Here is a 25,758-nt window from a genome sequence, read left to right as displayed (position 1 = left end):
GTAAAATAATCGTCTCTGATGTAAAGAGGGATTTCAAGTCCCCGATCCGGAGGAGGTCAGCATGTCCTTGTCCCTGCAATCCGCGCCGCGCCTGCATGGCGTCGATCATACCGCGCGCCCAACGTGGAAGCTGCGCGAGACCGTGCATTTCTATCGCGACATCCTTGGTCTGCCGCTGGTGCATGCCATCACCGCCAAAGGCTGGGGCCGCGAGAAGGAGCAGCATGCCGATTTCCTGCATTTCTTCTTCGACAGCGGCAATGAGAGCACCATCGCCTTCTTCTATTACATCGGCACCGAGCAGCCGCCGGAGCTGGTGGTGCCGCGCGGCTATATGGCGATGGCCAACCACACCGCCTGGCGCGTTGAGAGTGAAACGGAATTGCTGTCCTGGCAGAAGCGGCTGGAAGAGCATGGCGTGCGCGTCAGCCAGTCGGTCACCCATGAGGTGATCGAGTCGATTTATTTCCGCGATCCGAACTTCTACCCCCTAGAGATTTCGCGCACCCTGCGTGATGTCGAGCAGCCCGATGCCATCGACGCCAGCCTGACCTTGGAAACGGCGATGCAGCTGGAAGACACCGGCCGTTGGAGCAATATCGAACAGCTCTGGCGCGCCAAGGCCGAACATGTGATCGCTCATCAGGAGTTGCACCCGGCATGACCGGCTTTTTCGTCCTCGACGTGCCTGAGTTCGCGCCGCTCGTTGCGGCGGCGCAGCTGGCGTCCCATGTCACGGTGCATCCGGTGCGCGGCAACTATCGTTTCGTCGAATTCGCCGGCGCGCTCGATATTCGCCGCAGCGACACCGGACTCAACGAAGCCGTTTGGTTTGGCTGCCTGACCGGCGGCTTGTGCGGCAAGATCGTCCGCTTCGATGCCGAACAATTGTCACTCGTCGCAACCAATGAGCCAGTGTTGCCGATCTGATGTTCTGTCATACTTGGCGAATCGTAACGCCGAAAACAGGGCAAACACGGTGGCAGTCGTTCGCGGGGCAACAGGGCAGAATTGGTCTCTCGTGGAGGCGATGGCTGACATCGCGTTGAAGGCCGGGGTCTGCATCCTGCGCCATTACGAAAAGCCGGATGCTTCCCATAAGGGCGACGGCAGCCCGGTGACGCAAGCCGATGTCGAGGCGGAAGCCCTTATCGAGAAGGCGCTTGCGCCCCTGCTGCCGGGCATTCCCATCGTCGCCGAGGAGGCCTGTTCCGCCGGTCGTGTGCCGCAGATCGACGATGTTTTCGTACTCGTCGATCCGCTCGACGGCACCAAGGACTTCATCGCCCGCAACGGCCAATTCACCGTCAATATCGCGCTGATCGAAGCCCGTGTGCCGGTCCTTGGCGTGATTTTCGCGCCCGCCAGCGGGCGGCTCTGGCTTGCCGCCGATCATGCCGTGACGATGGACGTGGCGGCGGGTGCGAGCCTGACGCAGGCGCGCCATCGCCGCGATATCAAGGTGCGCCAACGCCCAGCCCAAGGGCTCGTGGCCATGGCCAGTCGTTCGCATATGAATGCGGAGACGGAGCGTCTGTTGAGCGGCCTGCCCATTGCCGAACGCAGGCCCGTCGGCTCGTCGATCAAATTCTGCGAGATCGCCGAAGGCCTTGCCGATGTCTATGTCCGCGCCGGCCGCACCATGGAATGGGATACAGCGGCGGGACATGCGATTTTGCGCGCCGCCGGCGGCGATGTGCGCCAGCCTGATGGCGCGCCTTTCCTCTATGGCAAGCGTGACGACGCCTTCGCCAATGGCGATTTTATCGCCACCGGCGATACCTCGATCTGGGAGTGATCAGCGGGGGCTCTTCTCTCTGCTTTTGCCTTTGATCTTCACAGTCATCGTGCCGATGCCATCGATTTGGCTGACCATCACGTCGCCCTCCCGGATCGGGCTGACGCCGGCCGGCGTGCCGGTATAGATGAGATCGCCTGGCTCCAACGTATAGAAGGCGCTGGCAAATTCGATCAGCCGTGGCACGTCATAGATGAGCTTGCTGGTGTTTGACTCCTGCTTGGTCACACCATTGACCTTGATCGTCAGCCGTTTTCCCTCGGGCCTGCCGAATTCGTCGGCTGTCACCATATTGGCAATCAGCAGATCGTGGCGGGACAGGGGATAACCACTGACCTTAGGCAAACCTTCAACGCCGAGGTCGCGGATCACGCCGGCTTCCGCATCCACGATCCCAAGGCGGTTGTCGCCGAACCTGCAAAGTTTCATATGATCCTCCCGGGACCGGCGGTATTCTTGCGTCCGCGCGACCATGGGCGCAAGTATTGAGAAGAACACGCGCGAGGTTGGAAGAGCGAATGAAGCGGCGGAGCAATGAACCCTCCCCGGAGGATGAAGAGATCGACCTGTCCTACAATGTCGGGCATCTGATCCGGCGCGCCCAGCAGCGGATGATGGCGATCTATGCGGAAGAGATCGGTCGTGAAATATCTTCGCCGCAATTCTCGCTGCTGCTGGCGATCATGCAGGAGCCGGGTCGGTCGCAGATCGACTTCGTGCAAAAAGTGGGAATTGATCGCAGCACGCTGAGCGCCATGGTCGATCGCCTGGTCAAGAACGGCATGCTGGTTCGGGAGCGCATGCACAGCGATCAGCGTGTTGATGCGCTCTTCATCGCGCCGAAGGGCGCCGCGATGATCCGCCGCTCCGTTCCCGGCGCCTATAATGTGCATCGCCGGCTCATGCAGCTTCTGCCCGCCGATCTCAGGCCGGGTTTTCTCAAGGCTCTGATCATTCTGGCCGAGCAGCCGACGGAACAATCTAAGCCAAAGTCGCGGCGGAAAGCGGCGCCGCCCCAGGAGGACGGCGCCAAATGAGGGCGGTGCCGGGTGAGCGCGGTTACTTTCGCTTCATGCCGACCAGATTGGCGATTTCGGTCACCTGATCGATCTGTTGCTGGATGGAAGCCTCGAAGGCGCGTGCACCGCCTGGATTGACGGCCTGACCGGTGGCAATCAGTTTGGCGGCGATCGCCGGATCCTTGATGACGTCCACGACATCGTTGCCGATACGCTCACGCAGTTCGAACGGCATCGTTTTCGGGCCGAGCAGGCCGACCAGGCCTTCCATTTCCAGCGAGGGCACGCCGGCTTCGCGCGCTGTCGGCAGATCCGGCGCACCGGAGAATCGATCTCGGCCAGCGACAGCCAGCGGGCGCACGGTCTTGCCCTCGATGCCCGGCTGCAGGATGGCATAGGCAGCCATCATCACTTGCAGGCGACCGACGGAGAGATCGTTGACGCCCTCGACGATGTTTCGATAGGGCACTTTCGTGACCGAAACCCCTTCCTTCTTGAGGAAGCCGTCGAAGACCAATTCGGTGATGCCTGGCACGAGCGCCACGTTGAACTTGCCGGGCGCGGCCTTCATCTGGGCGACCAGCTCCTTTAAGCTGGTGATGTTCATTTCGGCGGGAACGCCGATGCCGAGGATGGTGTTCGAGACCTGGGCGATGGGCAGCATGTCGGTTTTGAAGTCGTAGGGCAGCTTGTCGTACTGGAACGGATGCACCGTGAACGAGCCGGTGGAGGCATACATCAGCACATGATCGTCATTAGCGCTCATGAACGCGCTGATTGCCACCAACCCATCGCCGCCGGGCCGATTCTCAATGATGACTGGCTTACCCCAACGTTGCTGCAGTCGTTCCGCCGCCAGCCGGGCGCTGATGTCAGCGCCAGCGCCGCCGCCGAAGGGCACGATGAATTTAACCGCGCGCTGCGGCCAGGCGGCCGGTTGGGCCGAAGCCGGCATGAGGCCTGTGGCGGCAAGGGCGGCCAGGCTGGCGGCGAAGGCGAAAACGCGTTTGGTTAAGCGCGCGGATGACATGTTTCCTCCCAGATTGTGATGCGGTGGTTCTCCACCTGCGGCGATGATTACTGTGGGGAGCGCACCCGTCAATCACGCGAGTATCCCGCATCGCAACATCACGAACCATCGAGACTCTTGAAGCAAATGTGATCGCTTGTGACCCTTCCGCATGGGCCCAGCCCACGCCCTTGCCTTGACTGCGCCTGGGGGTTGGAACACCCTGCGACAACCCGCCGCGCACCTGTTCGGTGGGAAAGATTCGCAAACAAAAACTGCGCCGTGACCGTCTTGATGACAATTTAAATAACTAAACAAAGACGGTGTGGGGACGGCGACGAGAAGGTGAAGCGTGAAGCCTACCGAAATCTCGGACCCTGCCTATTTTCACAAGGTCGTCGATTGCCAATGGGCCTGTCCAGCCCACACGCCAGTCCCCGAATATATTCGGTTGATTGCCGCAGGCCGCTATTCCGACGCCTATATGATTAACTGGAAGTCGAACGTCTTCCCCGGCATTCTCGGGCGCACGTGCGATCGGCCCTGTGAGCCAGCCTGTCGGCGTGGCCGCGTCGAGGAACAACCGGTCGCCATCTGCCGGCTGAAGCGCGTCGCCGCCGATTATAAAGGCGATGTCCGGCAGATGATGCCAGCACCCGCGGCCAAGAAAAACGGCAAGCGGATCGCCTGCATCGGCGCTGGCCCTGCCTCCCTCACCGTGGCGCGCGATCTGGCGCCGCTTGGCTATGAAGTGACGATCTTCGATCAGGATCCGAAGGCCGGCGGCTTCATGCGCACGCAGATTCCGAAATTCCGCCTGCCTGAAACGGTGATCGACGAGGAGGTCGGCTATATCCTCGATCTCGGTATCACCTTCCGCCACCAGCGCATCGACAGTCTGAAAGCGATCATGGACGAGGGCTATGACGCGGTCTTCGTCGGCACTGGCGCGCCGCGTGGGCGTGACCTCGACGTGCCCGGCCGCCAGGAAGCCGCAGCCAATATCCATATCGGCATCGACTGGCTGTCGAGCGTTTCCTTCGGTCATATCGAAAAGATCGGCAAACGGGTCATCGTGCTCGGTGGCGGCAACACCGCCATGGATTGCTGCCGCTCGTCGCGCCGTCTCGGCGGCGAGGAGGTGAAGGTTGTCGTGCGCTCCGGCTACGAGGAAATGAAGGCCTCGCCTTGGGAGAAGGAGGATGCCCAGCATGAGGGCATCCCCATTATGAATTATCTCGTGCCAAAAACCTTCAACCATGCCGGCGGCCGGCTCATCGGCGTTGTCTTCGAAAAGGTGAAGGCGGTGCGTGACGCCAAGGGCCGGCGCGATCTGGTGGCGACCGGCGAGCCCGACGTGGTGATCGCGTGCGACGACGTGCTGATGGCTGTCGGCCAAGAGAATGCCTTTCCCTGGATCGAGAAGGACATCGGCATCGCGTTCGACCACTGGGGCATGCCTGTGATCGATCCGGTGACCTATCAGTCGACGGTGAAAGGCCTGTTCTTTGGTGGCGATGCCGCCTTCGGGCCCAAGAACATCATCACCGCCGTGGCGCATGGCCACGAAGCGGCTGTCTCGATCGACAAAATGCTCAATGGCGAGGACATTGAGCACCGCCCGTCGCCGCTGACCAATCTGATCAGCCAGAAAATGGGCATTCACGAGTGGAGCTATGACAACGCGGTCGCCAACGACCTGCGTTACAAAGTGCCGCTGAAGGATGCTGAGATCGCCCTCAAGGACATTCGCACCGAAGTCGAGCTCGGTTTCGATATCAAGCTCGGTTTTGCCGAGGCGCAGCGCTGTCTCAATTGCGATGCGCAGACGGTGTTCACCGACAAGCTCTGCATCGAATGCGACGCCTGCGTCGATATCTGTCCGATGGACTGCATCACCTTCACCACCAATGGTGAGGAGGGCGAGCTGCGCCACCGGCTCAATGCGCCCGCGCCCAATACAACACAGGATCTCTATGTCTCCGGTCAGCTCAAGACCCACCGGGTCATGGTGAAGGACGAAGACATGTGCCTGCATTGCGGCCTGTGCGCCGAGCGCTGCCCCACCGGCGCCTGGGACATGCAGAAATTCTACCTTGAAATGACACACGCAGGACCATCATGCCGATCCAGAGCGTAAACGATTTCGTCGTCCGTTTTGCCAACGTCAACGGTTCGGGATCGGCAAGCGCCAACCAGCTCTTCGCCCGCTCCATCATCCGCATGGGCGTGCCGGTCACACCGCGCAATATCTTTCCCTCCAACATCCAGGGCCTGCCGACCTGGTACGAGGTGCGCATCAGCGAAGCCGGCAATCTCGGCGCGCGCGGCGGCACCGATCTCCTGGTCGCCATGAATCCGCAGACCTGGGCCGATGATATCGCCGGCATCGAACCGGGCGGCTATATCTTCTATGATTCCTCGCGGCCGATCCCCAAGTCGCAGTTTCGCGATGATCTCACCATCATCGGCGTGCCGCTGACGGAGATTTGCAACAAGCGCTATACCGATCCGCGCCAGCGCCAACTGTTCAAGAACATCGTCTATGTCGGCGCCTTGGCCGCGTTGCTCGACATCGATTTCGCCGAGGTGGAGAAACTGATCGGCGAGCAGTTCAAGGGCAAAGACAAGCTGATCGCGCCGAACCACGAGGCCCTGCATATGGGCCGTGATTATGCGCTGGCGAACTTCCAATGCCCGATCGGCCTGCGCGTGCGTCGCGCCGACAATGTCGGCGATCGCATTTTCGTCGAAGGCAATCAAGCGGCCGCGCTGGGTGCTGTCTATGGCGGCGCCAGTGTCTGCGCCTGGTATCCGATCACGCCCTCGACCTCCTTGGCCGAATTCTTCACCGGCTATTGCAGTCGTCTGCGTGTTGACAAGGAAACGGGCCAGAACAAATTCGCCATCGTCCAGGCGGAAGACGAGCTCGCTTCCATCGGCATGGTGGTTGGTGCCGGGTGGAATGGCGCGCGCGCCTTCACCGCCACGTCCGGCCCCGGCATTTCGCTGATGCAAGAGTTTCTGGGGCTCGCTTATTTCGCCGAAATTCCCGTCGTTCTGTTCGACGTGCAACGCGGCGGGCCATCGACTGGCATTCCGACGCGCACCCAGCAGTCCGACGTTCTGTCCTGCGCCTATGCCTCTCACGGCGACACCAAACACGTGCTGCTGTTCCCCGAAGATCCTTACGAGGCCTTCGAGTTCGGCGCGCTTGCCTTCGATCTCTCCGATCGGCTGCAGACGCCGATCTTCGTCATGCTCGATCTCGACATCGGCTCCAATCACCGCCTGTGCGCGCCGTTCAAATGGGACGACACGCGCCAGCTCGATCGCGGCAAGGTGATGACAGCTGAAGAGCTGGAGGCCGGCAAGGAGTTTGGCCGCTATCTCGATGTCGATGGCGACGGCATTCCCTATCGCACGCTGCCGGGCACCCATCCCAAGCGCGGCGCTTATTTTACCCGCGGCACCACCAAGGATCGCTACGCGCGCTATTCCGAGGAGGGCGCGGACTACATCGACAATATGGAGCGCCTGGCGAAGAAGTTCGACACGGCGAAAGGCTTGGTGCCAGCGCCTGTGGCGCGGCCGGCCAGCCGCAAGACCGATCTCGGCGTCATCTATTTCGGCTCGACGGCGCCGGCGATGAATGAGGCCGCCAACATGCTGGCGGCACGCGGCATCCACCTCGACCTCCTGCGCGTGCGCGGCTTCCCGTTCTCTCGCGAGGTGACGGATTTCATTGCCGCCCACGAGCGCGTGTTCGTGGTCGAGCAGAACAAGGATGGGCAATTGCGGACGTTGCTGATGGTCGAATGTGGCATCGACCCGGCGCAACTCATGCCCATCGTCCATTTCGACGGCAATCCGATCACGGCGCGCTTCATCGATCGCGCCATCGGTGAAGCCGTCAATCAGATCAAGGAGAGGGCGATCCCGTGACCTATCTGCCCAAGCCAAAATTCCATCATCCCGACATCGAGACCAATGAGCTGGGGTTCACCCATCGCGACTATGAAGGGCCGATCTCGACGCTCTGCGCCGGTTGCGGTCACGACTCCATTTCGGCCGCGATCATCAAGGCCTGTTTCGAGCTCAGCATCGAGCCGCACCGCGTCGCCAAATTGTCAGGCATCGGCTGTTCGTCGAAGACGCCGACTTACTTTCTCGGCCAGTCGCATGGCTTCAACACCGTGCACGGGCGCATGCCTTCGGTGCTGACCGGCGCCAATATGGCCAACCGCGAATTGCTTTATCTCGGTGTGTCGGGTGACGGCGACAGCGCCTCCATCGGCTTTGGCCAGTTCGCCCATGCCATCAGGCGCGGCGTCAACATGGTCTATATCGTCGAGAACAACGGCGTGTACGGCCTCACCAAGGGGCAGTTCTCGGCCACCTCCGACAAGGGGTCGAAGAGCAAGAAGGGCGTCGCCAATACGGACTCGCCCATCGATCTCGTCGCCATGGCTTTGCAGCTTGGCGCCACCTTCGTGGCGCGCTCGTTCTCCGGAGACAAGGGCCAGCTCGTGCCGCTGATCAAGGCGGCGATCGAACATAAGGGCGCGGCTTTCATCGACTGCATTTCGCCCTGCGTCGCCTTCAATAACCATGAAGGCTCGACCAAGAGCTTTGACTATGTGCGGGCCCATAATGCGGCGCTGAACACGCTCGATTTCATCACTGGCAAGGCGCCGATCACCGCCGATTACGCGCCAGGCACGGTGGAAGAGGTGAAGCTGCACGATGGCTCGACCATCAAGCTGCACAAGCTCGCCGCCGACCACGACGTGCGTGATCGCGGCGCCGCCATCAACGCGCTGCACCGGGTGCAGTCACGCGGCGAGATCGCCACAGGGCTCATCTTCCTTGATGATCAGCCCGATGATCTGCATGCCAATCTCAATACGGTGTTGAAGCCGTTGAATCGCCTGTCGGACGCGGACTTGGTGCCGGGCAGCGTGGCGCTCGACAAGATCAACGCTGGGCTGCGGTAGAAGCTTCGGGGTATGCCGAAGCCTGCGTGTCATTCCGGACACTTGCGGTGCGAGTGATCCGGGAACCGGGGGCGTGTGACGCATATCCCACGTCGAAAATTAGGCTTGTGCCGCAATCACTTCCCATGATTCGGCCGCGCGCTCTGGGCATTGGATCGCCCTCCATGTCGCAAAGGGAAGTGATCTCAGGCGTGCCCTTGACAGTGATCTTGCATGGGGTTGTTCCTCAGAATTGCGCTGAACCCCCTCCCTGAAGAGAGGCGGCACGCACGCGGGCGTCCGGTCCCGGATGGACATGCTCGACGGTGGTCTTCTGTTTCCGGTCCAAGAGCCGTTCCCCCCGTTGCGCGCCGCAGCGAATCTCCAGCCTAAAATAGGAGGGGAGGGCGGCGGATTTATGGTTTTGCTTTGAGACGTTCTGCGGGGCGGTAGGGCGCTAGGCCACCTCTCTTGCAGGTGCGCCACTGTAAACAGCATGCGTCGTTTGCCCCTGGTTCCCGGATCGCACCTGCGGTGCGTCCGGGATGACACCATGGCTTCGGCCTCTGCCTAAAGCGGCGATTACTCCGCCGCCGCCTTGCTCACCTTCTCGTTCTTTTCCGCCACCGCCATCGGCCGGCGCGCCAGCACTTCCTTGAGGAAGTGGCCGGTGTGCGAGCGTGCGTTTTTGATGATGTCTTCCGGCGTGCCGACAGCAACGATTTCGCCACCGCCATCGCCGCCCTCCGGGCCTAGGTCGATCACCCAGTCGGCGGTCTTGATCACTTCGAGATTGTGCTCGATGACGACAACCGTATTGCCTTGGTCGACCAGCTCGTGCAGCACTTCCAGCAGTTTCTTGACGTCGTGGAAATGCAGGCCGGTCGTCGGTTCGTCGAGAATATAGAGCGTGCGCCCGGTTGAGCGGCGCGACAATTCCTTCGACAGTTTGACGCGCTGCGCCTCGCCGCCCGAGAGCGTCGTCGCCTGCTGTCCCACCTTGATATAATCGAGGCCGACGCGCGCCAGCGTCTCCATCTTCTCGCGGATCGTCGGCACGGCCTTGAACACCTGCCGGGCTTCCTCGACGGTCATGTCGAGCACGTCGGCGATGCTGCGCTCGCGATATTTCACTTCCAAGGTCTCGCGGTCGTAACGCTTGCCCTTGCAGACGTCGCAGGTGACGTAGACGTCGGGCAGGAAGTGCATCTCGATCTTGATGACGCCATCGCCCTGGCAGGCTTCGCAGCGCCCGCCCTTGACGTTGAAGGAGAAGCGCCCCGGCTGATAGCCGCGCGCCTTGGCTTCCGGCAGGCCAGCGAACCATTCGCGGATCGGCGTGAAGGCGCCCGTATAGGTCGCCGGATTGGAGCGCGGCGTGCGGCCAATCGGCGACTGATCGATGTCGATCACCTTGTCGAGATGTTCAATGCCCTCGATCTTGTCGTGGGGGGCCGGATGTTCGAGTGCCCCGTTGAGCTTGCGCGCCACGGCCTTGTAGAGCGTGTCGATGATCAGGGTCGACTTGCCGCCACCCGACACGCCGGTGATGCAGGTGAACGTGCCCAACGGGATTTCCGCATCGACATTTTTGAGATTGTTGCCGCGCGCGCCAATCACTTTCAGCTTGCGCCCCGGCTGCGGCTTACGCCGCGTCCGCGGCACCATCACCGATTTGCGCCCGGTGAGATAATCGCCGGTCAGCGATTTTGGATCGTTGAGGATGTGCTGCGGCGTGCCTTCGGAAACGATGTGGCCACCATGAATGCCGGCGCCAGGCCCGACGTCGACCACATAATCAGCCGTCAGAATGGCGTCCTCGTCATGTTCGACGACGATGACCGTGTTGCCGAGGTCGCGCAGCCGGCGCAGCGTGTCGAGCAACCGGGCGTTGTCGCGCTGGTGCAGGCCGATCGATGGTTCGTCGAGCACATAGAGCACGCCGGTGAGGCCGGAGCCGATCTGCGAGGCGAGGCGAATGCGCTGGCTTTCGCCGCCCGACAACGAGCCGGAATTGCGCGCCAAGGTCAGATAGTCGAGGCCGACGTCGACCAGGAAGATCAGCCGCTCGCGGATTTCTTTCAGAATGCGGCCGGCGATCTCGTTGCGCTTCTTGTCGAGATGCTGCGGCAGGTCGGTCGCCCATTGCGCGGCATGGCGCACGGAAAGCTGGGCGATCTCGCCAATATGCTTGCCGTCGATCTTCACGGCGAGCGCTTCCGGCTTCAGGCGATGGCCTTGGCAGGCGGCGCAGGGGGTATCAGCCATATAGCGGCCGATTTCCTCGCGCGCCCATTCGCTTTCGGTTTCGAGATAGCGGCGCTCGAGATTGCGCACCACGCCCTCGAACGGCTTCTTCACCTGATAGGCGCGCAGCCCGTCGTCATAAGCGAATTTAACTTCCTCCTCGCCGGAGCCGAACAGGATCACATCGCGTGCCTTCTTCGGCAAGCTGTCCCATGGCTCGTCGAGGCGGAACTTGTATTGCTTGCTCAGCGCTTCCAAGGTTTGCAGATAATAGGGCGAAGAGGACTTGGCCCAGGGCGCGATGGCGCCCTTGCGCAGGGTCACCTTGCCATCGGGCACGACGAGATCTGAATCGATCTTCTGCTCGAAGCCGAGGCCGGAACAGACCGGACAGGCGCCGAACGGATTGTTGAACGAGAACAGGCGCGGCTCGATTTCCGGAATGGTGAAGCCGGAGACCGGGCAGGCGAATTTCGATGAGAACAGGATGCGCTTGGGCTCGCCCTTGGCGTCCTTCTCATCGGCGAATTCGACGACGGCGATGCCGTCGGCCAGTTCCAGCGCCGTCTCCATCGATTCCGCCAGGCGCGCGGCGATATCCGGCCGCACGACGATACGGTCGACCACGACGTCGATCTCGTGCTTGAACTTCTTGTCGAGGGTCGGCGCGTCGGCGATCTCGTAATAGGTGCCGTTGACCCGCAGGCGCTGGAAGCCGCGCTTCATATATTCGGCGATCTCCTTACGGAACTCGCCCTTGCGTCCGCGCACCACCGGCGCCAGCAGATAGAGCCGCGACTTATCCGGCAGCGCCAGCACCCGGTCGACCATCTGGCTGACGGTCTGGCTTTCGATCGGCAGGCCCGTTGCCGGCGAATAGGGAATGCCGACGCGCGCCCACAGCAGGCGCATATAGTCGTGGATCTCGGTCACCGTGCCGACGGTGGAGCGCGGGTTCTTCGAGGTGGTCTTCTGTTCGATGGAAATGGCTGGCGACAGGCCGTCGATCTGGTCGACGTCCGGCTTCTGCATCATTTCCAGAAACTGCCGGGCATAGGCCGACAGGGATTCCACATAGCGCCGCTGCCCTTCGGCATAGATCGTGTCGAAGGCGAGCGACGACTTGCCGGAGCCCGACAGGCCGGTGAACACCACCAGCTTGTCGCGCGGAATGGTCAGGTCGACATTCTTGAGATTGTGCTCGCGCGCACCGCGCACGGTAATCGAGCGCATGTCGACAGGCGCGGCAACGGACCGGCTGAGGCCGGGCAGGGACGGGGCGGCGGCAGGCTTGGTTGCCGATGGTTTGGCGACCGAAGGCTTGGCGACCGATTTGGCGTCCGATTGGGCTTTCGGGCTGCGCGCGGTTTTAGCGCGCGGCTTAGCATCTTTCATGGGGCGGTCCGGCGGATTGGGGTTCCGTGAATGTAGGGTGCGGATCGGGCAATGCCATGTCGCAGCCCCGATATTCACAAGCTTCACCCTATATAGGTGCTCGTTTCTGTCAGTGCTTGCAACGCGGATGCTAATCGACTAGAACAAATATAGAACATTGTTCCGGTCCTGTCGAGCGCTGTGGACAACAGGTCGCCCCTGGCAGGCGGCGCTCACGGCCGGCATCGGGACAGTTTACGAGAGAAGCATGTGGCGCGACGCGGAGCGGACGCGCCAGAGCGGGATGCGACGGCAATCCCGCTCCAGATGGAAATCGATCACATGTTCGATTGGGGATCTTTTCGATCCTAGGTCACGGTGATCCTGGCAATATGGAGAGCGTTATGGCGGGCAGCGTCAACAAGGTCATTCTGATCGGCAATCTTGGCCGTGATCCTGAAGTGCGGCGCACGGGCAATGGCGATGCGGTGGTCAATTTTTCCGTCGCCACGACCGAATCCTGGCGCGACAAGGCCACCGGCGAGCGCAAGGACCGGACCGAATGGCACAATGTCGTCATTTTCAATGAAGCCCTGGGCAAGATCGCCGAGCAATATTGCAAGAAGGGCACGAAGGTTTACCTCGAAGGGCAATTGCAGACCCGCGAATACACCGACAAGGACGGCAACCAGCGCAAGTCGACCGAAGTCGTGTTGCAGCGGTTCCGTGGCGAGTTGACCCTGCTCGACAGCCGTCGCGACAGCGAGGAGCGTGGCTCCTTCAGCGGCGGTGGTGGCGGCGGCGAATTTGGTCGCTCCTCGCCGATGGAACAGCGTCGCGCCCCGTCGGGTGGTGGTGGCGGTGGTGGCAGCCGCGCCCCGGCGCCGATCGACGACGACATCCCGTTCTAGTCGTCACGTTTAGGCATGATCGTCGAGAAGCGCGTCTTCGAACTGCCGCGGCTGGAAACAGTGAGCGGCGCGACGATCCAGGATGTGCGGGTCGGCTACGAGACCTATGGCGCGCTCAATGCCGAGCGCTCCAATGCGATCCTGATCTGCCATTATTTCTCAGGCACCAGCCACGCCGCCGGGCGCTATCGCGAAAGCGATGTGTTGCCCGGTTATTGGGATTATCTGATCGGCCCCGGCAAGCCGATCGACACCGACCGCTATTTCGTCGTGTCGAGCGACACGCTGGTCAATCTCAGTGCTTATGATCGCACGGTGACGACGACCGGCCCTGCGAGCACGGATCCGGCCACCGGCAAGCCCTACGGCCTGTCCTTTCCCTTCGTCACCATCGCTGATTTCGTGCGCGTGCAGAAAGCGCTGCTCGATCATCTCGGCATCGCCCATCTGCATGCGGTGATGGGGCCGTCGATGGGCGGTTTGCAGACCTATGAATGGGCGGCCAGCTTTCCCGATATGATGGATCGCATCATCCCGGTGATCGCGGCGGCAGATTCTGGCCCCTGGCTGACCGCCTGGCTTGATGTCTGGGCCTCACCCATCCGCGTCGATGCCAATTGGAACGGCGGCGATTATTACGGCCGCCAGCCGCCGCTGCGGGGCCTCACCGAAGCTCTTAAAATCGTCACCCTGCACGCCAACCACTGGCACTGGGCGGAGAAATATATCGGCCCGCGCTGGGCCGACGAGGCGCGCGATCCTCTGGCCGCGCTCGACAACCGCTATCGTATCGAGCAGGTGCTGGAGGAGGCCGCCGCCGGTCGCGCTGCTGTCTCCGACGCCAATCATTTCCTTTATCTGGTCAAGGCCAACCAGAGCTTCATTCCTGGCCGAGGCGCGGGCGCCACCAGCGCCGCCGAGGGGCTGAAGCGGATCAAGGCGCCAGCGCTCGTTCTCTACGCGCCCGATGATCAAGTCTTCGCCGCCGAATGGGTGCGGCGCACGGCGCAGACCATCGCCGCCAATGGCACGCCGGTCGAGACGGCGGAGATCGCGGGTGATTTCGGCCATCTCAACGGTGTCCTCGGCCTGGCCAAACTGGGGCCTAAAATCGCCGAATTCCTGGCCCGTTAGTCGATCGCGGGCGCGGCTTTTTCGCGCTCATTTTCGCTATCAATAACATATTGAAATAATTAAAATATTTTGGGCCGGAAACGGCGCTCCGAATTAGCTTTTCGCAGCGGGTTCGGATACATTGCACCATTCGATTCTCATCATTGGACCAACCCCGCTTTGGCCGATCCTACCGACCCGCAAAATCCCGGCTCCGACCAGCCCGGTTCCGATATTCGCCCCGTTTCCATCGTCGATGAGATGCAGCGCAGCTATCTTGATTACGCCATGAGCGTGATCGTCAGTCGCGCGTTGCCCGACGTGCGCGACGGCTTGAAGCCTGTGCATCGTCGCATCCTCTACACGATGTACGAGAGCGGGTTCACGCCGGACAAGTCGTTCGTCAAATCGGCGCGGCCGGTCGGCGATACGATGGGTAAATATCACCCGCACGGCGACCAATCGATCTACGACGCCTTGGTGCGCATGGCGCAGGTCTTCTCCATGCGCCTGCCGCTGGTCGAAGGGCAGGGCAACTTCGGCTCGATCGACGGTGATCCGCCGGCGGCCATGCGTTACACGGAATCGCGTTTGGCGCGTGTCGCGCTGTCGCTGCTTGCTGACATCGACGAAGAGACGGTCAATTTCCAGCCGAACTACGACGGCAAGGATATGGAGCCGACGGTTCTGCCGGCGCGCTTCCCCAATCTGTTGGTCAATGGCGCTGGCGGCATCGCCGTCGGCATGGCGACGAACATTCCGCCGCATAATCTCGGCGAAGTCATCGACGGCGTTTTCGCGCTGATGGAAAAGCCCGAGATCACGATCGACGAACTGATCGAGATCATCCCCGGGCCGGACTTCCCCACCGCGGGCTCGATCCTGGGCCGTGGCGGCATTCGCGCCGCCTATCATACCGGCCGCGGCTCGATCCTGATGCGGGCGAAGGTGGAGGTCGAGCAGGTCCGTAAGGACCGCGAAGCCATCATCGTCACCGAAATTCCCTATCAGGTGAACAAGAAAGTCCTGATCGAGAAGATCGCCGAACTCGTGCGCGACAAGCGCCTCGAGGGCATTTCCGATCTGCGCGACGAGTCCGATCGCGACGGCATGCGCATCGTCATCGAGATCAAGCGCGACGCTGTCGCCGATGTCGTGCTCAATCAGCTGTGGCGCTACACGCAGATGCAGTCGTCGTTCGGCGCCAATATGATCGCGCTCAACGGCGGCCGTCCCGAGACGCTCAATCTCAAGGATTTCCTGCGCGCCTTTCTCGACTTCCGCGAGGAAGTCGTCACCCGCCGCACGAAGTTCCTGCTCGGCAAGGCGCGTGACAGCGCCCATGTGCAGGTTGGCCTGGCCATCGCGGTCGCCAATATCGATGAGGTGATCCATCTCATCCGCACCTCGCCGGACGCAGGCGCTGCGCGTGAAGCCTTGATGGGCCGCGATTGGCCGGCGCGCGACATGGCGCCGTTGATCGAATTGATCGCCGATCCGAACCACAGCATCAATGCCGATGGCACCTATCGCCTGTCGGAAGCCCAGGCCCGCGCCATTCTCGAACTGCGCCTGCAGCGCCTCACCGCGCTCGGCCGTGACGAGATCGCCGAAGCCTTGAATAAGTTGGCGGCCGAAATCGCCGATTATCTCGATATCCTGCGCTCGCGTGCCCGTGTGATGGAAATCATCCACAACGAGCTCGAAGAGATCAGGAAGGGGTTCGCCACGCCGCGCCGCACCGTCATTCTCGAGACCGATGCGGACATGGAGGATGAAGACCTCATCCAGCGCGAAGAGATGGTCGTTACCGTCTCCCACGCTGGTTATGTCAAGCGCGTGCCGCTGTCGGCCTATCGGGCGCAGCGTCGCGGCGGCAAGGGTCGCTCGGGCATGCAGACGCGCGAGGAGGATTTCGTCCATCGCATGTTCGTGTCCTCGACCCATCAGCCGGTGCTGTTCTTCTCCTCGCTCGGCCAGGCCTATAAGGAAAAGGTGTGGCGTCTGCCGCTGTCGGCGCCGCAGGCGCGCGGCAAGGCGCTGGTCAACATCCTGCCGCTCGATCAGGGCGAGCGGATCACGACGATCATGCCCTTGCCCGAGGACGAGGCGACCTGGGAAAAATACGACGTCATGTTCGCCACGACCCGTGGCACCGTGCGTCGCAACAAGCTCAGCGATTTCGCGCAGGTCAATCGCGCCGGCAAGATCGCCATGAAACTCGATGAGGGCGAAGCCATCGTCGATGTGAAGATGTGTTCCGAGGACGACGACGTTCTGCTCACCACCGGCAAGGGGCAATGCATCCGCTTCCAGGTCGGCGATGTGCGCGTGTTCAAGGGCCGCGATTCCATGGGCGTGCGCGGCATCAATCTGGCCGATGGCGATGTCGTCATCTCGCTGGAAATCCTGCGCCATGTTGATGTCAGCGCCGATGAACGCGCCGCCTTCATGCGCATGCGCCGCGCCGTCGCCGGGGAAACCGAGGAGACGGGCGAGGCCGTCGATTCTGGCGAGGCGGAGGAGGAGACCACGGGTGCGCTCACCCTCTCGCAGGAACGCTATGTGGAACTGTCGGCGCTCGAAGAGGTCATTCTCACGGTCTCGTCGCGTGGTTTCGGCAAGCGCTCTTCGTCCTATGAATATCGCACCGCCGGCCGTGGCGGTAAGGGCATCGCCGCCATGGCGGTCAATGCCCGCAATGGCGAGCTTGTCGCTTCGCTCACGGTCTCGGAAAGCGATCAGATCATGCTTGTCACCGATGGTGGCCAGTTGATCCGCTGTCCGGTGGCGGGCATCCGCATTGCCGGCCGCGCGACGCAGGGCGTCATCGTCTTCCGCACCGACGAGAGCGAGAAAGTGGTCTCGGTCGAACGTATCGGTGAAGACGGCGAAGACGAAGGCGAAGCGAACGGTGACGCGAGCGCCGGGTCGGAATAATGGCTGTTGTTGAAACCGGCTTTGATCTCGTCATCTTCGATTGCGATGGCGTGCTGATCAATTCGGAAGAGATCGCCAGCCATGTCTGTGCCGACGCGGTCGCCGAGCTCGGCCTGATCATGACGCCGTATGACTACGCCAGCCGTTACGCCGGCATGCCGGTGGCGGAAGCCTGGCGCCGGGTTGAGGCCGATAGCGGTCGCCCTCTGCCGGAAGGTTTTCGCGAAAAGGTCGATACGGAAATCCATCGCCGTTTCGATATCGAACTGGCGGCGATCGACGGCATGGCCGAGGTCCTGCGCGCCAGTTCGTATCCGCGCTGCGTCGCCTCTTCGACGCGTTTGTCGCTGCTGCAGAAGAACCTGGCCAAGACGGGCCTGATCCAATTTTTTGAGCGCGGCGTGTTCTCGGTCTCCCAGGTTAAGCGCGGCAAGCCGGCGCCTGACGTCTTCCTCTTTGCCGCCTCGCAGATGGGCGCCGATCCGGCGCGCTGCGTTGTGATCGAAGATTCCGTCGCAGGTGTCACCGCCGGCCGGCGTGCCGGCATGGATGTGATCGGCTTCATGGGCGGCGGCCATTCGTCGCCAGCGATCAAGGCTTCACTGGAGCAGGCAGGCGCGCGTCGGATCGCGGCCAATGCAGCCATGTTGAAGCCGCTTCTCGCCTGACTCTCACATTCGCGTGTGGCTGCGGGGCAAGTCTGTCGACAACAGGCTTAGGTTTGTTGACCATCCGATCAATGAACGGTTAATCCCTTGTACATAAGCTTTATAAGGGCAACGCGGTGGTAAGCGAATGCATGACGGAGATGTAAGGCGAGCTGTTCTCGCGCATCTGGCCGATATTTATGGCGCTGATCCTTCGACGCGAGTTGTCGAAGAGATGGGCGTTTGGTCCGGCACCGTTCGGGTTGATATCGCGGTCGTCAACGGTAAACTCTCTGGATATGAGCTGAAAAGTAACTCCGATACATTGGAGCGCCTTCCGTATCAGGTGGAGATCTACGGAAAGGTGTTTGACCACATGACATTGGTAGTCGGCGACAAACATGCTGAGAAAGCCCTTCGAATAATACCGAAGTGGTGGGGATGTGTGATGGCCAGCATGCACGATGGAAAGGTCAAGCTGAAATCAAAGCGCAAAGGTCGACAAAACCCACAGCCTGATCCTTCGGTAGTCGTGCAAATGCTTTGGAAGGACGAAGCTGTTGCTGTGCTGGAGAAGCACGGGCTGGCAAACGGTTGGCGTTCGAAACGAGCGGGCGAGATTAGCGCCCGCCTCCTATCCGAGATTCCATTCCGTCAGTTGAGGGATCACGTCCGAGACGCACTTAAGGTTAGGCAGAGGCTAGGGCAATTGGCTCCTAGTCAGTTCGATATGCCTATTGACACTGAAGCCGACCCAGCTCCCAGGGCTTCCAGGGGAAGCAGTCGGGTTGTTAGCAACGGCGTCGATCATGTGGTCTCCCCAGCAGTGAGCCAAAGGGAAACGGTTTGGTAGTTTCACTATGTCTTTCGCATGGCTGCGGTATTGCTGATCCCTGGGCTTGGAGCCCGGTCCTTTTGTCCTGACGCCGTGGTACACTGCGAACTCTGATGTCAGTGTGTATTTCACGTTAATCGGGACGGGTCCCGCTATGCCCTCAGTAGCTGCGTCTGGGCCAATCGTGGCGTAGTCGCCAAAATCCAATTGATACGAGAGGCTAGCTTTCTGGAGCGCCGACCATAATGCGAGTTCCGAACGGGCCAGCATGGTTCTGCCGACAGGATATCCGGACAGTGTAGCTGGAATGCTGCCTCCGGACACCGTAACTGAACGCCAAGCTCCCCCTTTGTGCAATGCCACAAAGGCTGCGTGGACTGGAGCTCCAAGCGCTAAGACACTTGCAACGCTTCCGCCAAGATCGACGATGAGATCGGTTTCTCCCAATGGGATTGGCCAAGATGACACCCAGGTAGCAGCGGATGTCATCTGGTCCAATGAGACTCGCAGAGCGATACCGCGCCCATCGGCCTTAAATGATCGTATAATAGCTTGATTATAACTTGGGGTGCGGTGCAATCGTGTTGAAGGTATCAAGTGCAGGCCTAAGCCATTCGTGCTTTTTCGGATAGTATCGAGGTCGTGGCTTGATGCTGTTTCGGCAAGGTTTCCTGCATCCAGGTAGAACGGTGTTTTCCCCCACACATCTTCGACCTGCTTAGCGAAATAGTCTGATGCGGAAAGTGGTATCTTTGTCGTGGATACAGTCGTTTTCTTTTGCTTGCGTGGGCCGCCAAATTGAGCCTGCATGAGCACAATATGCGGTGTCACACCATTGCGTCCTGCGCTGCTCAACTGACTAATCGCAGTCCGCTCGCCCTGCTTCCACTTCAAAATCGGAAGATATCGAACTCCCATTCCAAGCCCTCCCTGTGTCCCCAGGAGAAAAGCTATCTGATGATATTAGCTTTGCGAAGCATAAATATCGTTGACCGAGCTTTTAGCATTACGCTTGCCGTCCGCTGATGAGGCGGTAGGCTCACGCGTCGCCCTGGGGAGGGCGAGGAGGGATCTTCATGACCATTCGGCTCGCGCTGGCCTGTGCCGGCATTCCACTGTGCGCTTTGTCTGTTGGCGCGCAGGCGCAGACGTCAACTCTGATCAGCCAGCGCAATTTGTCCTTTGATGCCGCCCTTCAAGCCGCGACCACGGCTCTCGAAACCTGCCGCAAGAATGGTTTTCGCGTCACGGTGACGGTGCTCGATCGCAGCGGCCGCACCCGCGTCGTGCTGCACGATGACAATGTCAGCCCGCACACTTTGGAAAACAGCTTGCGCAAAGCCTATACGGCGCTGACGTTCCGCATTCCGTCTGGTGACATGGGCAAGCGCATCGCCGCCAATCCAACGGCGACAAGCCCGTTGCTGCTCGACAAGGTGACGTCGGCCCAGGGCGCGCTGCCGATCAAGGCAGGCAATGACATCGTCGGCTCGATCGGCGTCTCGGGCGCGCCGGGCGGCGACAAGGATGAAGTCTGCTCCCAGGCCGGGATCGACAAGATCGCTGCAGGACTGAACTAACGAGCCTGAACTAGCGCGCGCCCGCGTTCGCCAGCATCTCGGCCATCGCCGTATAGCCACGCTGGCGCGCGTGGGCGAGCGGCCGCACGCCTTGACGATCGGCGATGTTCGGACTGGCGCGCGCTTGCAGCAGGTACCGCAAGGTCGCCTGATGGCGCGCGCCGCCGTCGCCGAGCACGATGGATTCCATCAAGGCCGTCCAGCCGAGATTGTTGACATGATCGAGCGGTGCGCCGGCCGCGATCAGCTGGCGCACGATCTCCTCGTGGCCGAGATGCGCGGCGGCAATGAGCGCCGTGCCGTCGTAGATGCTGGTGATCAGTTTGGCGGACGCGCCGCCATCGAGCAGGATTTTCAGGGTCTGCGGATCGTCGGCGACGGCGGCGATGGTGACCGCGTCATATTTTTGCTGGTCGAGCGCCGCCGCATTGGCCCCCGCCGCGAGCAGCGCCTTGATCGCTTCGCGCTGTTTGCGGAATGTCGCCACGAGTAGGGGCGTCCGGCCGTTGCCGTCGCGCTGCTCCCGCTCGTTCGGGTTCTTGGCAAGCTGACTGATGACGCCGATATCGCCTTGCGCGGCGGCGGCCATCAGGCCGCGATATCCCAGCAGTTCCTGCTGGTTGGGCGCGATCTGCGCCTGCGCCGTCCCGCACAGGAGGCTGGCGACGATAATGGGCCAGGCTCGTAGGAATTTGCGCATGAATTCTCCCAAAATCGGGCGGTCGGCACCTTTGCGTGACCTCGGCAGAAAGGTAGTCTGCCGGCCATGACTCGCATAGCGCTCTATACCGGATCCTTCGATCCCATCACCAACGGCCACCTCGACGTGCTGCGCGCCGGCGCCGCCTGCTGCGACAAGATCATTGTCGCCATTGGCGTCAATCCGGGCAAAACAGCGCTGTTTTCGGTCGAGGAGAAGGCCGCGCTGATCGTCGAAACGACCCGTGATATTGCCGCCAAAACGGGCTGTCATATTGAAACCGCCACATTCTCCGCCTTGGCCGTGACGGCGGCGCGGGAGAAGGGCGCGACTATCCTGCTGCGCGGCCTGCGCGACGGCACCGATCTGGATTATGAAATGCAGATGGCCGGCATGAACGCCCAAATGGCGCCGGAAGTCCAAACCGTATTCCTGCCGGCTTCGCCCGCAGTCCGCCATATTACCGCGACATTGGTGCGTCAGATCGCTTCCATGGGCGGTGATATCTCAGCTTTCACGCCGCCCGCGGTCGCCAAGGCGCTGAAAGCCAAATTCGCCGCACGCTGACAGCGCGGCTGCCCCGTTTCGTTCACAAGGGAACACTATGCAGATTGATCGTCGTCACTTCACGCTCGCGGCACTGGCCACCGCCACGGCTTCCTCGGCTTTCGCTCAGGCGAGCGATCCCGACAATACGGTGTTCCTGGATTTGAAGGACGGGCGCGTCGTCATCCGGCTGCGTCCCGATCTCGCCCCCAAGCATGTGGCGCAGATCAAGACCCTGGTGAAGCAGGGCTTCTACGACGGTATCGTTTTCCATCGCGTCATCGACGGCTTCATGGCCCAGACCGGCGATCCGACGGGCACCGGCACCGGCAAGTCCAGCCTGCCCAACATTCCCGCCGAATTCACCGCGACGCCGTTCCGCCGTGGCACGCTCGGCATGGCCCGTTCGCAGCAGCCGGATTCGGCCAATTCGCAGTTCTTCATCACCTTCGCCGACTCTTCGTTCCTCAACAACAATTATACGGTGTTTGGCGAAGTGGTTTCCGGCATGGAATTCGTCGACAAGATCAAGAAGGGCTCGTCGTCGCAAAACGGTCAAGTCTCGAGCCCAGACAAGATCGTGCGCATGCGCATGGCTTCGGACGCCAAATAGTTCGGCCAAGTAGTTCGGCCAAGTAGTCCGAACAGGGAGAGTATGATGGTGTTGCGTCGCATGGCCTTTATCGGAGCCGTTGCGGCGCTCGCCATGGTGCCGGCGCAAGATCTGTCGGCCCAATATTATTACCAGCGTCACTACGGTGAGATTCCGTCGCCCGGCAAACATCTGGGCGAAATCCGGCCGAACCCGAAATGGCTCGGCAAGCTGCGCGGTCCGCAAGGCTATCTGACGCCGCCTGTTTCGACGGTTATTCCGCCGATCGGCGGTGGGTTCGTCATGCAGGCCGAAAAGCCGCAGGACGGCGCGCAGGCGGCGCCGGAGGACGGCAACGGGCGGCTCAATATGGCGCGCGATATTCCCGATCACATCCTGTCCTGCTGGCGGCCGCCGAGCAATACGCTGGGCGACCTCGAAGTCACTGTCCGAATGAGCTTTTCGAAGATCGGAGACCTGATCGGCGAGCCCCGCGTGACCTATGTGAAGGCGGGGCGGGACGAGGTTTTGCGCGATACCTTGCGCGCCTCCATTCTGTCGGCCGTTCGCGCCTGCACGCCGCTGAGGTTTACCCCCGCGTTCGGAAAGGCTATTGCGGGGCGCAGTTTCGCCATCCGCTTCATCGCGCCGGCGGCCAAGAAGCCGGCCAGCGCCATTTAGTTCTTACACCAGGAGACACTATGTCGGACGAAGGAAATACCCTGACGCTTGAAACGACCAAAGGTTCGGTCGTCATCCGCATGCGCCCCGATCTGGCGCCCAACCATGTCGAGCACATCAAGAAGCTCGTCGGCGAAGGCTTCTATGACGGCATCGTCTTCCATCGTGTCATCGACGGCTTCATGGCCCAGACCGGCTGCCCACATGGCACCGGCACCGGCGGTTCGAAATATCCGAACCTGAAGGCCGAGTTCAACAACGAGCCGCACGTGCGTGGCACCTGCTCGATGGCGCGGGCGCAGAACCCGGATTCGGCCAATTCGCAGTTCTTCATCTGCTTCGGCGACGCGAGCTTCCTCAACCGTCAATATACGGTGTGGGGCGAAGTCACGTCCGGCATGGAGAATGTCGACAAGATCAAGCGCGGCGAGCCCGTTCGCGAACCCGACAAGATCGTCTCGGCCAAGATCAGCTGAGTTTAGACTAAAGGTCTTGGATTAAATCTGACCGGCCGGATGTTCGCATCCGGCCGTGATCCGTTTCAGGAAGTGTCTCTTTGCGTGTCGACCTCTTCGACTTCGATCTCCCGGAAGATCGCATCGCGCTGCGCCCGGCCGAGCCGCGCGACAGCGCCCGTATGCTTGTCGTCGAGCCCGATGCGCCGCTGCGCGATCATATCGTCGGCGACCTGCCGACCTTCCTGCGCCCTGGCGACGTGGTCGTCGTCAACGATACGAAAGTTATTCCTGCCCGCTTGAGCGGCGTGCGCGTGCGCGGCGAAGCGGTGGCGCGCATCGAAGCGACGTTGCACAAGCGCGAAGGCGACAGCCGCTGGCGCGCTTTCGTGCGTCCAGCCAAGAAACTCAATGTCGGCGAGCGCATTCGCTTTGGCGACAGTTCCGAAAGCATGGCCTGTCTGCTCGCCAGCCTCGATGCCGAGGTGATTGAAAAAGGTGAAGGCGGAGAGGCGCTTCTTGAATTCGCGTTGACTGGTGCGGCGCTCGACGACGCGATCGTCAATCTCGGCTCCATGCCGCTGCCGCCCTATATCGCCTCGAAGCGCGGCGAGGACACCCACGACGCCAGCGACTATCAAACTCTGTTCGCGCGCGAGAGCGGCGCGGTTGCCGCGCCAACGGCAGGGCTACATTTCACGCCCGAGCTTGTCGCGAGTCTCGAAGCGCGCGGCGTCGCCATCCACAAAGTGACCTTGCATGTGGGAGCAGGGACCTTCCTGCCGATGAAGGTCGACAATACCGACGAACACCGCATGCATGCGGAGTTTGGTGTGATCTCCCCTGAGGTGGCCGACGCCCTGAACCGCGCCCGTCGCGCTGGCGGGCGCCTGCTGGCGATCGGCACCACTAGCCTGCGCATTCTCGAGACGGCGGTGGACGAGCAGGGCGTTATCCATCCGATTGCCAAGGACACGTCGATCTTCATCACGCCCGGCTATCGCTTCCGGGCGATCGACATGCTGCTGACCAATTTTCACCTGCCGCGTTCGACTTTGTTCATGCTGGTTTCGGCCTTCGGTGGACTGACCGCGATGAAGGCGGCCTATGCCCATGCCATCGCTAAGGACTACCGCTTCTACAGCTATGGCGATTGCTGCCTGTTGACGCGCGCTGCCGATCCAACCAAGACCATGGACTCATGAGCAACGGTTTTTCTTTCGTCATTGCCAAAACCCAAGGCGCAGCGCGCACCGGCCGGATCATCATGCCGCGCGGTGAAATCCGCACGCCGGCCTTCATGCCGGTTGGCACCGCAGCGACCGTCAAGGCGATGTACCCGCAACAGGTGCGGGAGCTGGGCGCCGACATCGTTCTCGGCAATGTCTATCACTTGATGTTGCGGCCGGGCGCCGAGCGCGTCGCTGAATTCGGCGGCCTGCATCGTTTCATGAACTGGCCCTATCCGATCCTCACCGATTCCGGCGGCTTCCAGGTGATGTCGCTCGCCAAGCTGCGCAAGCTCGATGAGAACGGCGTCACCTTCCAGTCGCATATCGATGGCTCGCGCCATCTGCTGACGCCGGAACGGTCGATGGAGATCCAGCATCTGCTTGGCTCCAACATCCAGATGCAGTTCGACGAATGCGTCAAACTGCCGGCGTCCGATGCGGAGACGGAGCGCGCCATGCGCCTGTCGCTGCGCTGGGCCGAGCGTTCCCGCAAGGCCTTTCGCGGTGGCGACGGCCATGCTGCCTTCGGCATCGTGCAGGGCGGGGCCAATAAACCGTTGCGCATCGAAAGCGCTCGGGCGCTGGCGGACATGGATTTCCATGGCCTGGCCATCGGCGGCTTGGCCGTCGGCGAGCCGCAGGATGTGATGTTGGACATGATCGAAACGGTCGAGCCGCATCTGCCGTCAGCCAAGCCGCGTTATCTGATGGGCGTTGGCACGCCAGACGATCTGATGAAGAGCGTGGCGCGCGGCGTCGACATGTTCGACTGCGTCATGCCGACCCGCGCTGGCCGCCACGGGCAGGCCTTCACCAGCTTCGGCAAGCTCAATCTGCGCAACGCGAAATATGCCACCGACCAGCGGCCTCTGGACGAGAACTCGCCCGCTTCGGCCGGTCGCGATTATACCCGCGCCTATCTGCACCATCTGGTGAAGTCAGAAGAGATTCTGGCCATGATGCTGCTGACCTGGAACAATCTGGCCTACTACCAGCAATTGATGGCGGGCATGCGCGAGGCCATCGCGACGGGCAATCTGGCCGATTATTGCGACGGTGTGCGCGAGGGATGGGCGCGGGGCACGGACGCCGAGGCTTAAAGC

Annotated in this window: 23 protein-coding genes; 19 read left to right on the top strand and 4 right to left on the bottom strand. The window is 61.5% G+C overall.

The genetic code is table 11. The features are described from left to right. The first annotated feature begins 61 nt into the window (after nt 1-61). The 3 genes from BLW50_RS10925 (at nt 62) to cysQ (ending at nt 1,798) form a co-directional block, all read left to right on the top strand. Complete coding sequence (locus tag BLW50_RS10925; RefSeq protein WP_139267570.1) at nt 62-664, top strand: VOC family protein; 603 nt, start codon at nt 62-64, stop codon at nt 662-664. Further along, entirely contained in the window at nt 661-930 is a 270-nt protein-coding gene (locus BLW50_RS30835) for a hypothetical protein (protein WP_139267569.1), read from the top strand. The genes BLW50_RS10925 and BLW50_RS30835 overlap by 4 nt, the downstream gene beginning before the upstream one ends. A 100-nt stretch (nt 931-1,030) precedes the next feature. Beyond that, on the top strand, nt 1,031-1,798 hold the full coding sequence (gene cysQ, locus BLW50_RS10920) for a 3'(2'),5'-bisphosphate nucleotidase CysQ (RefSeq protein ID WP_244544205.1): 768 nt from the start codon (nt 1,031-1,033) through the stop codon (nt 1,796-1,798). Here the strand turns inward: cysQ and BLW50_RS10915 are convergent, their stop codons facing one another. Then, complete coding sequence (locus BLW50_RS10915) at nt 1,799-2,227, bottom strand: fumarylacetoacetate hydrolase family protein (protein ID WP_170850103.1); 429 nt, start codon at nt 2,225-2,227, stop codon at nt 1,799-1,801. It lies immediately after the preceding gene. An 89-nt stretch (nt 2,228-2,316) separates the two neighbouring features. On the opposite strand from BLW50_RS10915, the gene BLW50_RS10910 reads away from it, so the two are divergent. After that, nucleotides 2,317-2,835 (top strand): MarR family winged helix-turn-helix transcriptional regulator, encoded by a 519-nt coding sequence (locus BLW50_RS10910; RefSeq protein ID WP_090701676.1) that lies wholly within the window; start codon nt 2,317-2,319, stop codon nt 2,833-2,835. 22 nt (nt 2,836-2,857) lie between these two features. Here the strand turns inward: BLW50_RS10910 and BLW50_RS10905 are convergent, their stop codons facing one another. Then, nucleotides 2,858-3,847 (bottom strand): Bug family tripartite tricarboxylate transporter substrate binding protein, encoded by a 990-nt coding sequence (locus tag BLW50_RS10905; RefSeq protein WP_090701673.1) that lies wholly within the window; start codon nt 3,845-3,847, stop codon nt 2,858-2,860. Between the two features lie 331 nt (nt 3,848-4,178). Between BLW50_RS10905 and BLW50_RS10900 the strand changes: the two genes are divergently transcribed. The 3 genes from BLW50_RS10900 to BLW50_RS10890 are packed head-to-tail and all read left to right on the top strand — an operon-like array spanning nt 4,179 to nt 8,823. After that, nucleotides 4,179-5,966 (top strand): FAD-dependent oxidoreductase, encoded by a 1,788-nt coding sequence (locus BLW50_RS10900; RefSeq protein ID WP_090701669.1) that lies wholly within the window; start codon nt 4,179-4,181, stop codon nt 5,964-5,966. Continuing rightward, nucleotides 5,948-7,771: a 2-oxoacid:acceptor oxidoreductase subunit alpha gene (locus BLW50_RS10895; RefSeq protein WP_090701666.1), complete on the top strand. Its 1,824-nt coding sequence runs from the start codon at nt 5,948-5,950 to the stop codon at nt 7,769-7,771. The genes BLW50_RS10900 and BLW50_RS10895 overlap by 19 nt, the downstream gene beginning before the upstream one ends. After that, nucleotides 7,768-8,823, top strand: coding sequence for a 2-oxoacid:ferredoxin oxidoreductase subunit beta (locus tag BLW50_RS10890; RefSeq protein ID WP_090701663.1), 1,056 nt, complete (start codon nt 7,768-7,770; stop codon nt 8,821-8,823). Before BLW50_RS10895 ends, BLW50_RS10890 begins: the two co-directional genes overlap by 4 nt. A 561-nt stretch (nt 8,824-9,384) precedes the next feature. Here the strand turns inward: BLW50_RS10890 and uvrA are convergent. Beyond that, nucleotides 9,385-12,282: an excinuclease ABC subunit UvrA gene (gene uvrA, locus BLW50_RS10885; protein ID WP_244544461.1), complete on the bottom strand. Its 2,898-nt coding sequence runs from the start codon at nt 12,280-12,282 to the stop codon at nt 9,385-9,387. A gap of 545 nt (nt 12,283-12,827) precedes the next feature. On the opposite strand from uvrA, the gene ssb reads away from it, so the two are divergent. The 6 genes from ssb to BLW50_RS10850 all read left to right on the top strand — a co-directional run bounded on the left by ssb (nt 12,828) and on the right by BLW50_RS10850 (nt 20,449). Then, entirely contained in the window at nt 12,828-13,334 is a 507-nt protein-coding gene (ssb, locus tag BLW50_RS10880) for a single-stranded DNA-binding protein (protein WP_090708981.1), read from the top strand. Between the two features lie 15 nt (nt 13,335-13,349). Beyond that, nucleotides 13,350-14,468, top strand: coding sequence for an E22 family MetX-like putative esterase (locus tag BLW50_RS10875; RefSeq protein ID WP_090701654.1), 1,119 nt, complete (start codon nt 13,350-13,352; stop codon nt 14,466-14,468). Between the two features lie 159 nt (nt 14,469-14,627). Further along, entirely contained in the window at nt 14,628-17,387 is a 2,760-nt protein-coding gene (gene gyrA / locus BLW50_RS10870) for a DNA gyrase subunit A (RefSeq protein WP_090701650.1), read from the top strand. Then, a complete protein-coding gene (locus tag BLW50_RS10865) occupies nt 17,387-18,055 on the top strand; it encodes an HAD family hydrolase (protein ID WP_090701646.1) in 669 nt (222 codons plus the stop codon). Before gyrA ends, BLW50_RS10865 begins: the two co-directional genes overlap by 1 nt. Before the next feature lie 127 nt (nt 18,056-18,182). After that, nucleotides 18,183-18,887 carry a sce7726 family protein gene (locus BLW50_RS31035; protein WP_139267568.1) on the top strand — a complete coding sequence of 235 codons (705 nt, stop codon included), beginning with the start codon at nt 18,183-18,185 and terminating at the stop codon, nt 18,885-18,887. A gap of 1,058 nt (nt 18,888-19,945) precedes the next feature. Further along, a complete protein-coding gene (locus tag BLW50_RS10850; protein ID WP_090701636.1) occupies nt 19,946-20,449 on the top strand; it encodes a GlcG/HbpS family heme-binding protein in 504 nt (167 codons plus the stop codon). A gap of 10 nt (nt 20,450-20,459) precedes the next feature. Here BLW50_RS10850 and BLW50_RS10845 read toward each other — a convergent pair whose 3' ends face one another. Then, the gene (locus BLW50_RS10845; RefSeq protein ID WP_090701632.1) at nt 20,460-21,149 is read right to left on the bottom strand and encodes an ankyrin repeat domain-containing protein; all 690 of its coding nucleotides are present in this window, start codon (nt 21,147-21,149) and stop codon (nt 20,460-20,462) included. A 66-nt stretch (nt 21,150-21,215) separates the two neighbouring features. Between BLW50_RS10845 and coaD the strand changes: the two genes are divergently transcribed. The 6 genes from coaD to tgt all read left to right on the top strand — a co-directional run bounded on the left by coaD (nt 21,216) and on the right by tgt (nt 25,755). Next, nucleotides 21,216-21,716: a pantetheine-phosphate adenylyltransferase gene (coaD, locus tag BLW50_RS10840; protein WP_090701629.1), complete on the top strand. Its 501-nt coding sequence runs from the start codon at nt 21,216-21,218 to the stop codon at nt 21,714-21,716. A 37-nt stretch (nt 21,717-21,753) separates the two neighbouring features. Continuing rightward, nucleotides 21,754-22,308: a peptidylprolyl isomerase gene (locus BLW50_RS10835; protein WP_090701626.1), complete on the top strand. Its 555-nt coding sequence runs from the start codon at nt 21,754-21,756 to the stop codon at nt 22,306-22,308. Nucleotides 22,309-22,353: 45 nt separating this feature from the next. Next, nucleotides 22,354-22,968 carry a hypothetical protein gene (locus BLW50_RS10830; RefSeq protein WP_170850102.1) on the top strand — a complete coding sequence of 205 codons (615 nt, stop codon included), beginning with the start codon at nt 22,354-22,356 and terminating at the stop codon, nt 22,966-22,968. Between the two features lie 20 nt (nt 22,969-22,988). Then, on the top strand, nt 22,989-23,444 hold the full coding sequence (locus BLW50_RS10825; RefSeq protein ID WP_090701619.1) for a peptidylprolyl isomerase: 456 nt from the start codon (nt 22,989-22,991) through the stop codon (nt 23,442-23,444). Between the two features lie 80 nt (nt 23,445-23,524). Continuing rightward, a complete protein-coding gene (queA, locus tag BLW50_RS10820; protein WP_090701616.1) occupies nt 23,525-24,628 on the top strand; it encodes a tRNA preQ1(34) S-adenosylmethionine ribosyltransferase-isomerase QueA in 1,104 nt (367 codons plus the stop codon). Beyond that, a complete protein-coding gene (gene tgt / locus BLW50_RS10815; RefSeq protein WP_090701614.1) occupies nt 24,625-25,755 on the top strand; it encodes a tRNA guanosine(34) transglycosylase Tgt in 1,131 nt (376 codons plus the stop codon). Before queA ends, tgt begins: the two co-directional genes overlap by 4 nt. The last annotated feature ends 3 nt before the right edge of the window (nt 25,756-25,758 follow it).

The organism is Beijerinckia sp. 28-YEA-48 (assembly GCF_900104955.1).
Taxonomy (GTDB): Bacteria; Pseudomonadota; Alphaproteobacteria; order Rhizobiales; family Beijerinckiaceae; genus Terripilifer.
This window is presented reverse-complemented; position numbering and strand designations above follow the sequence as displayed.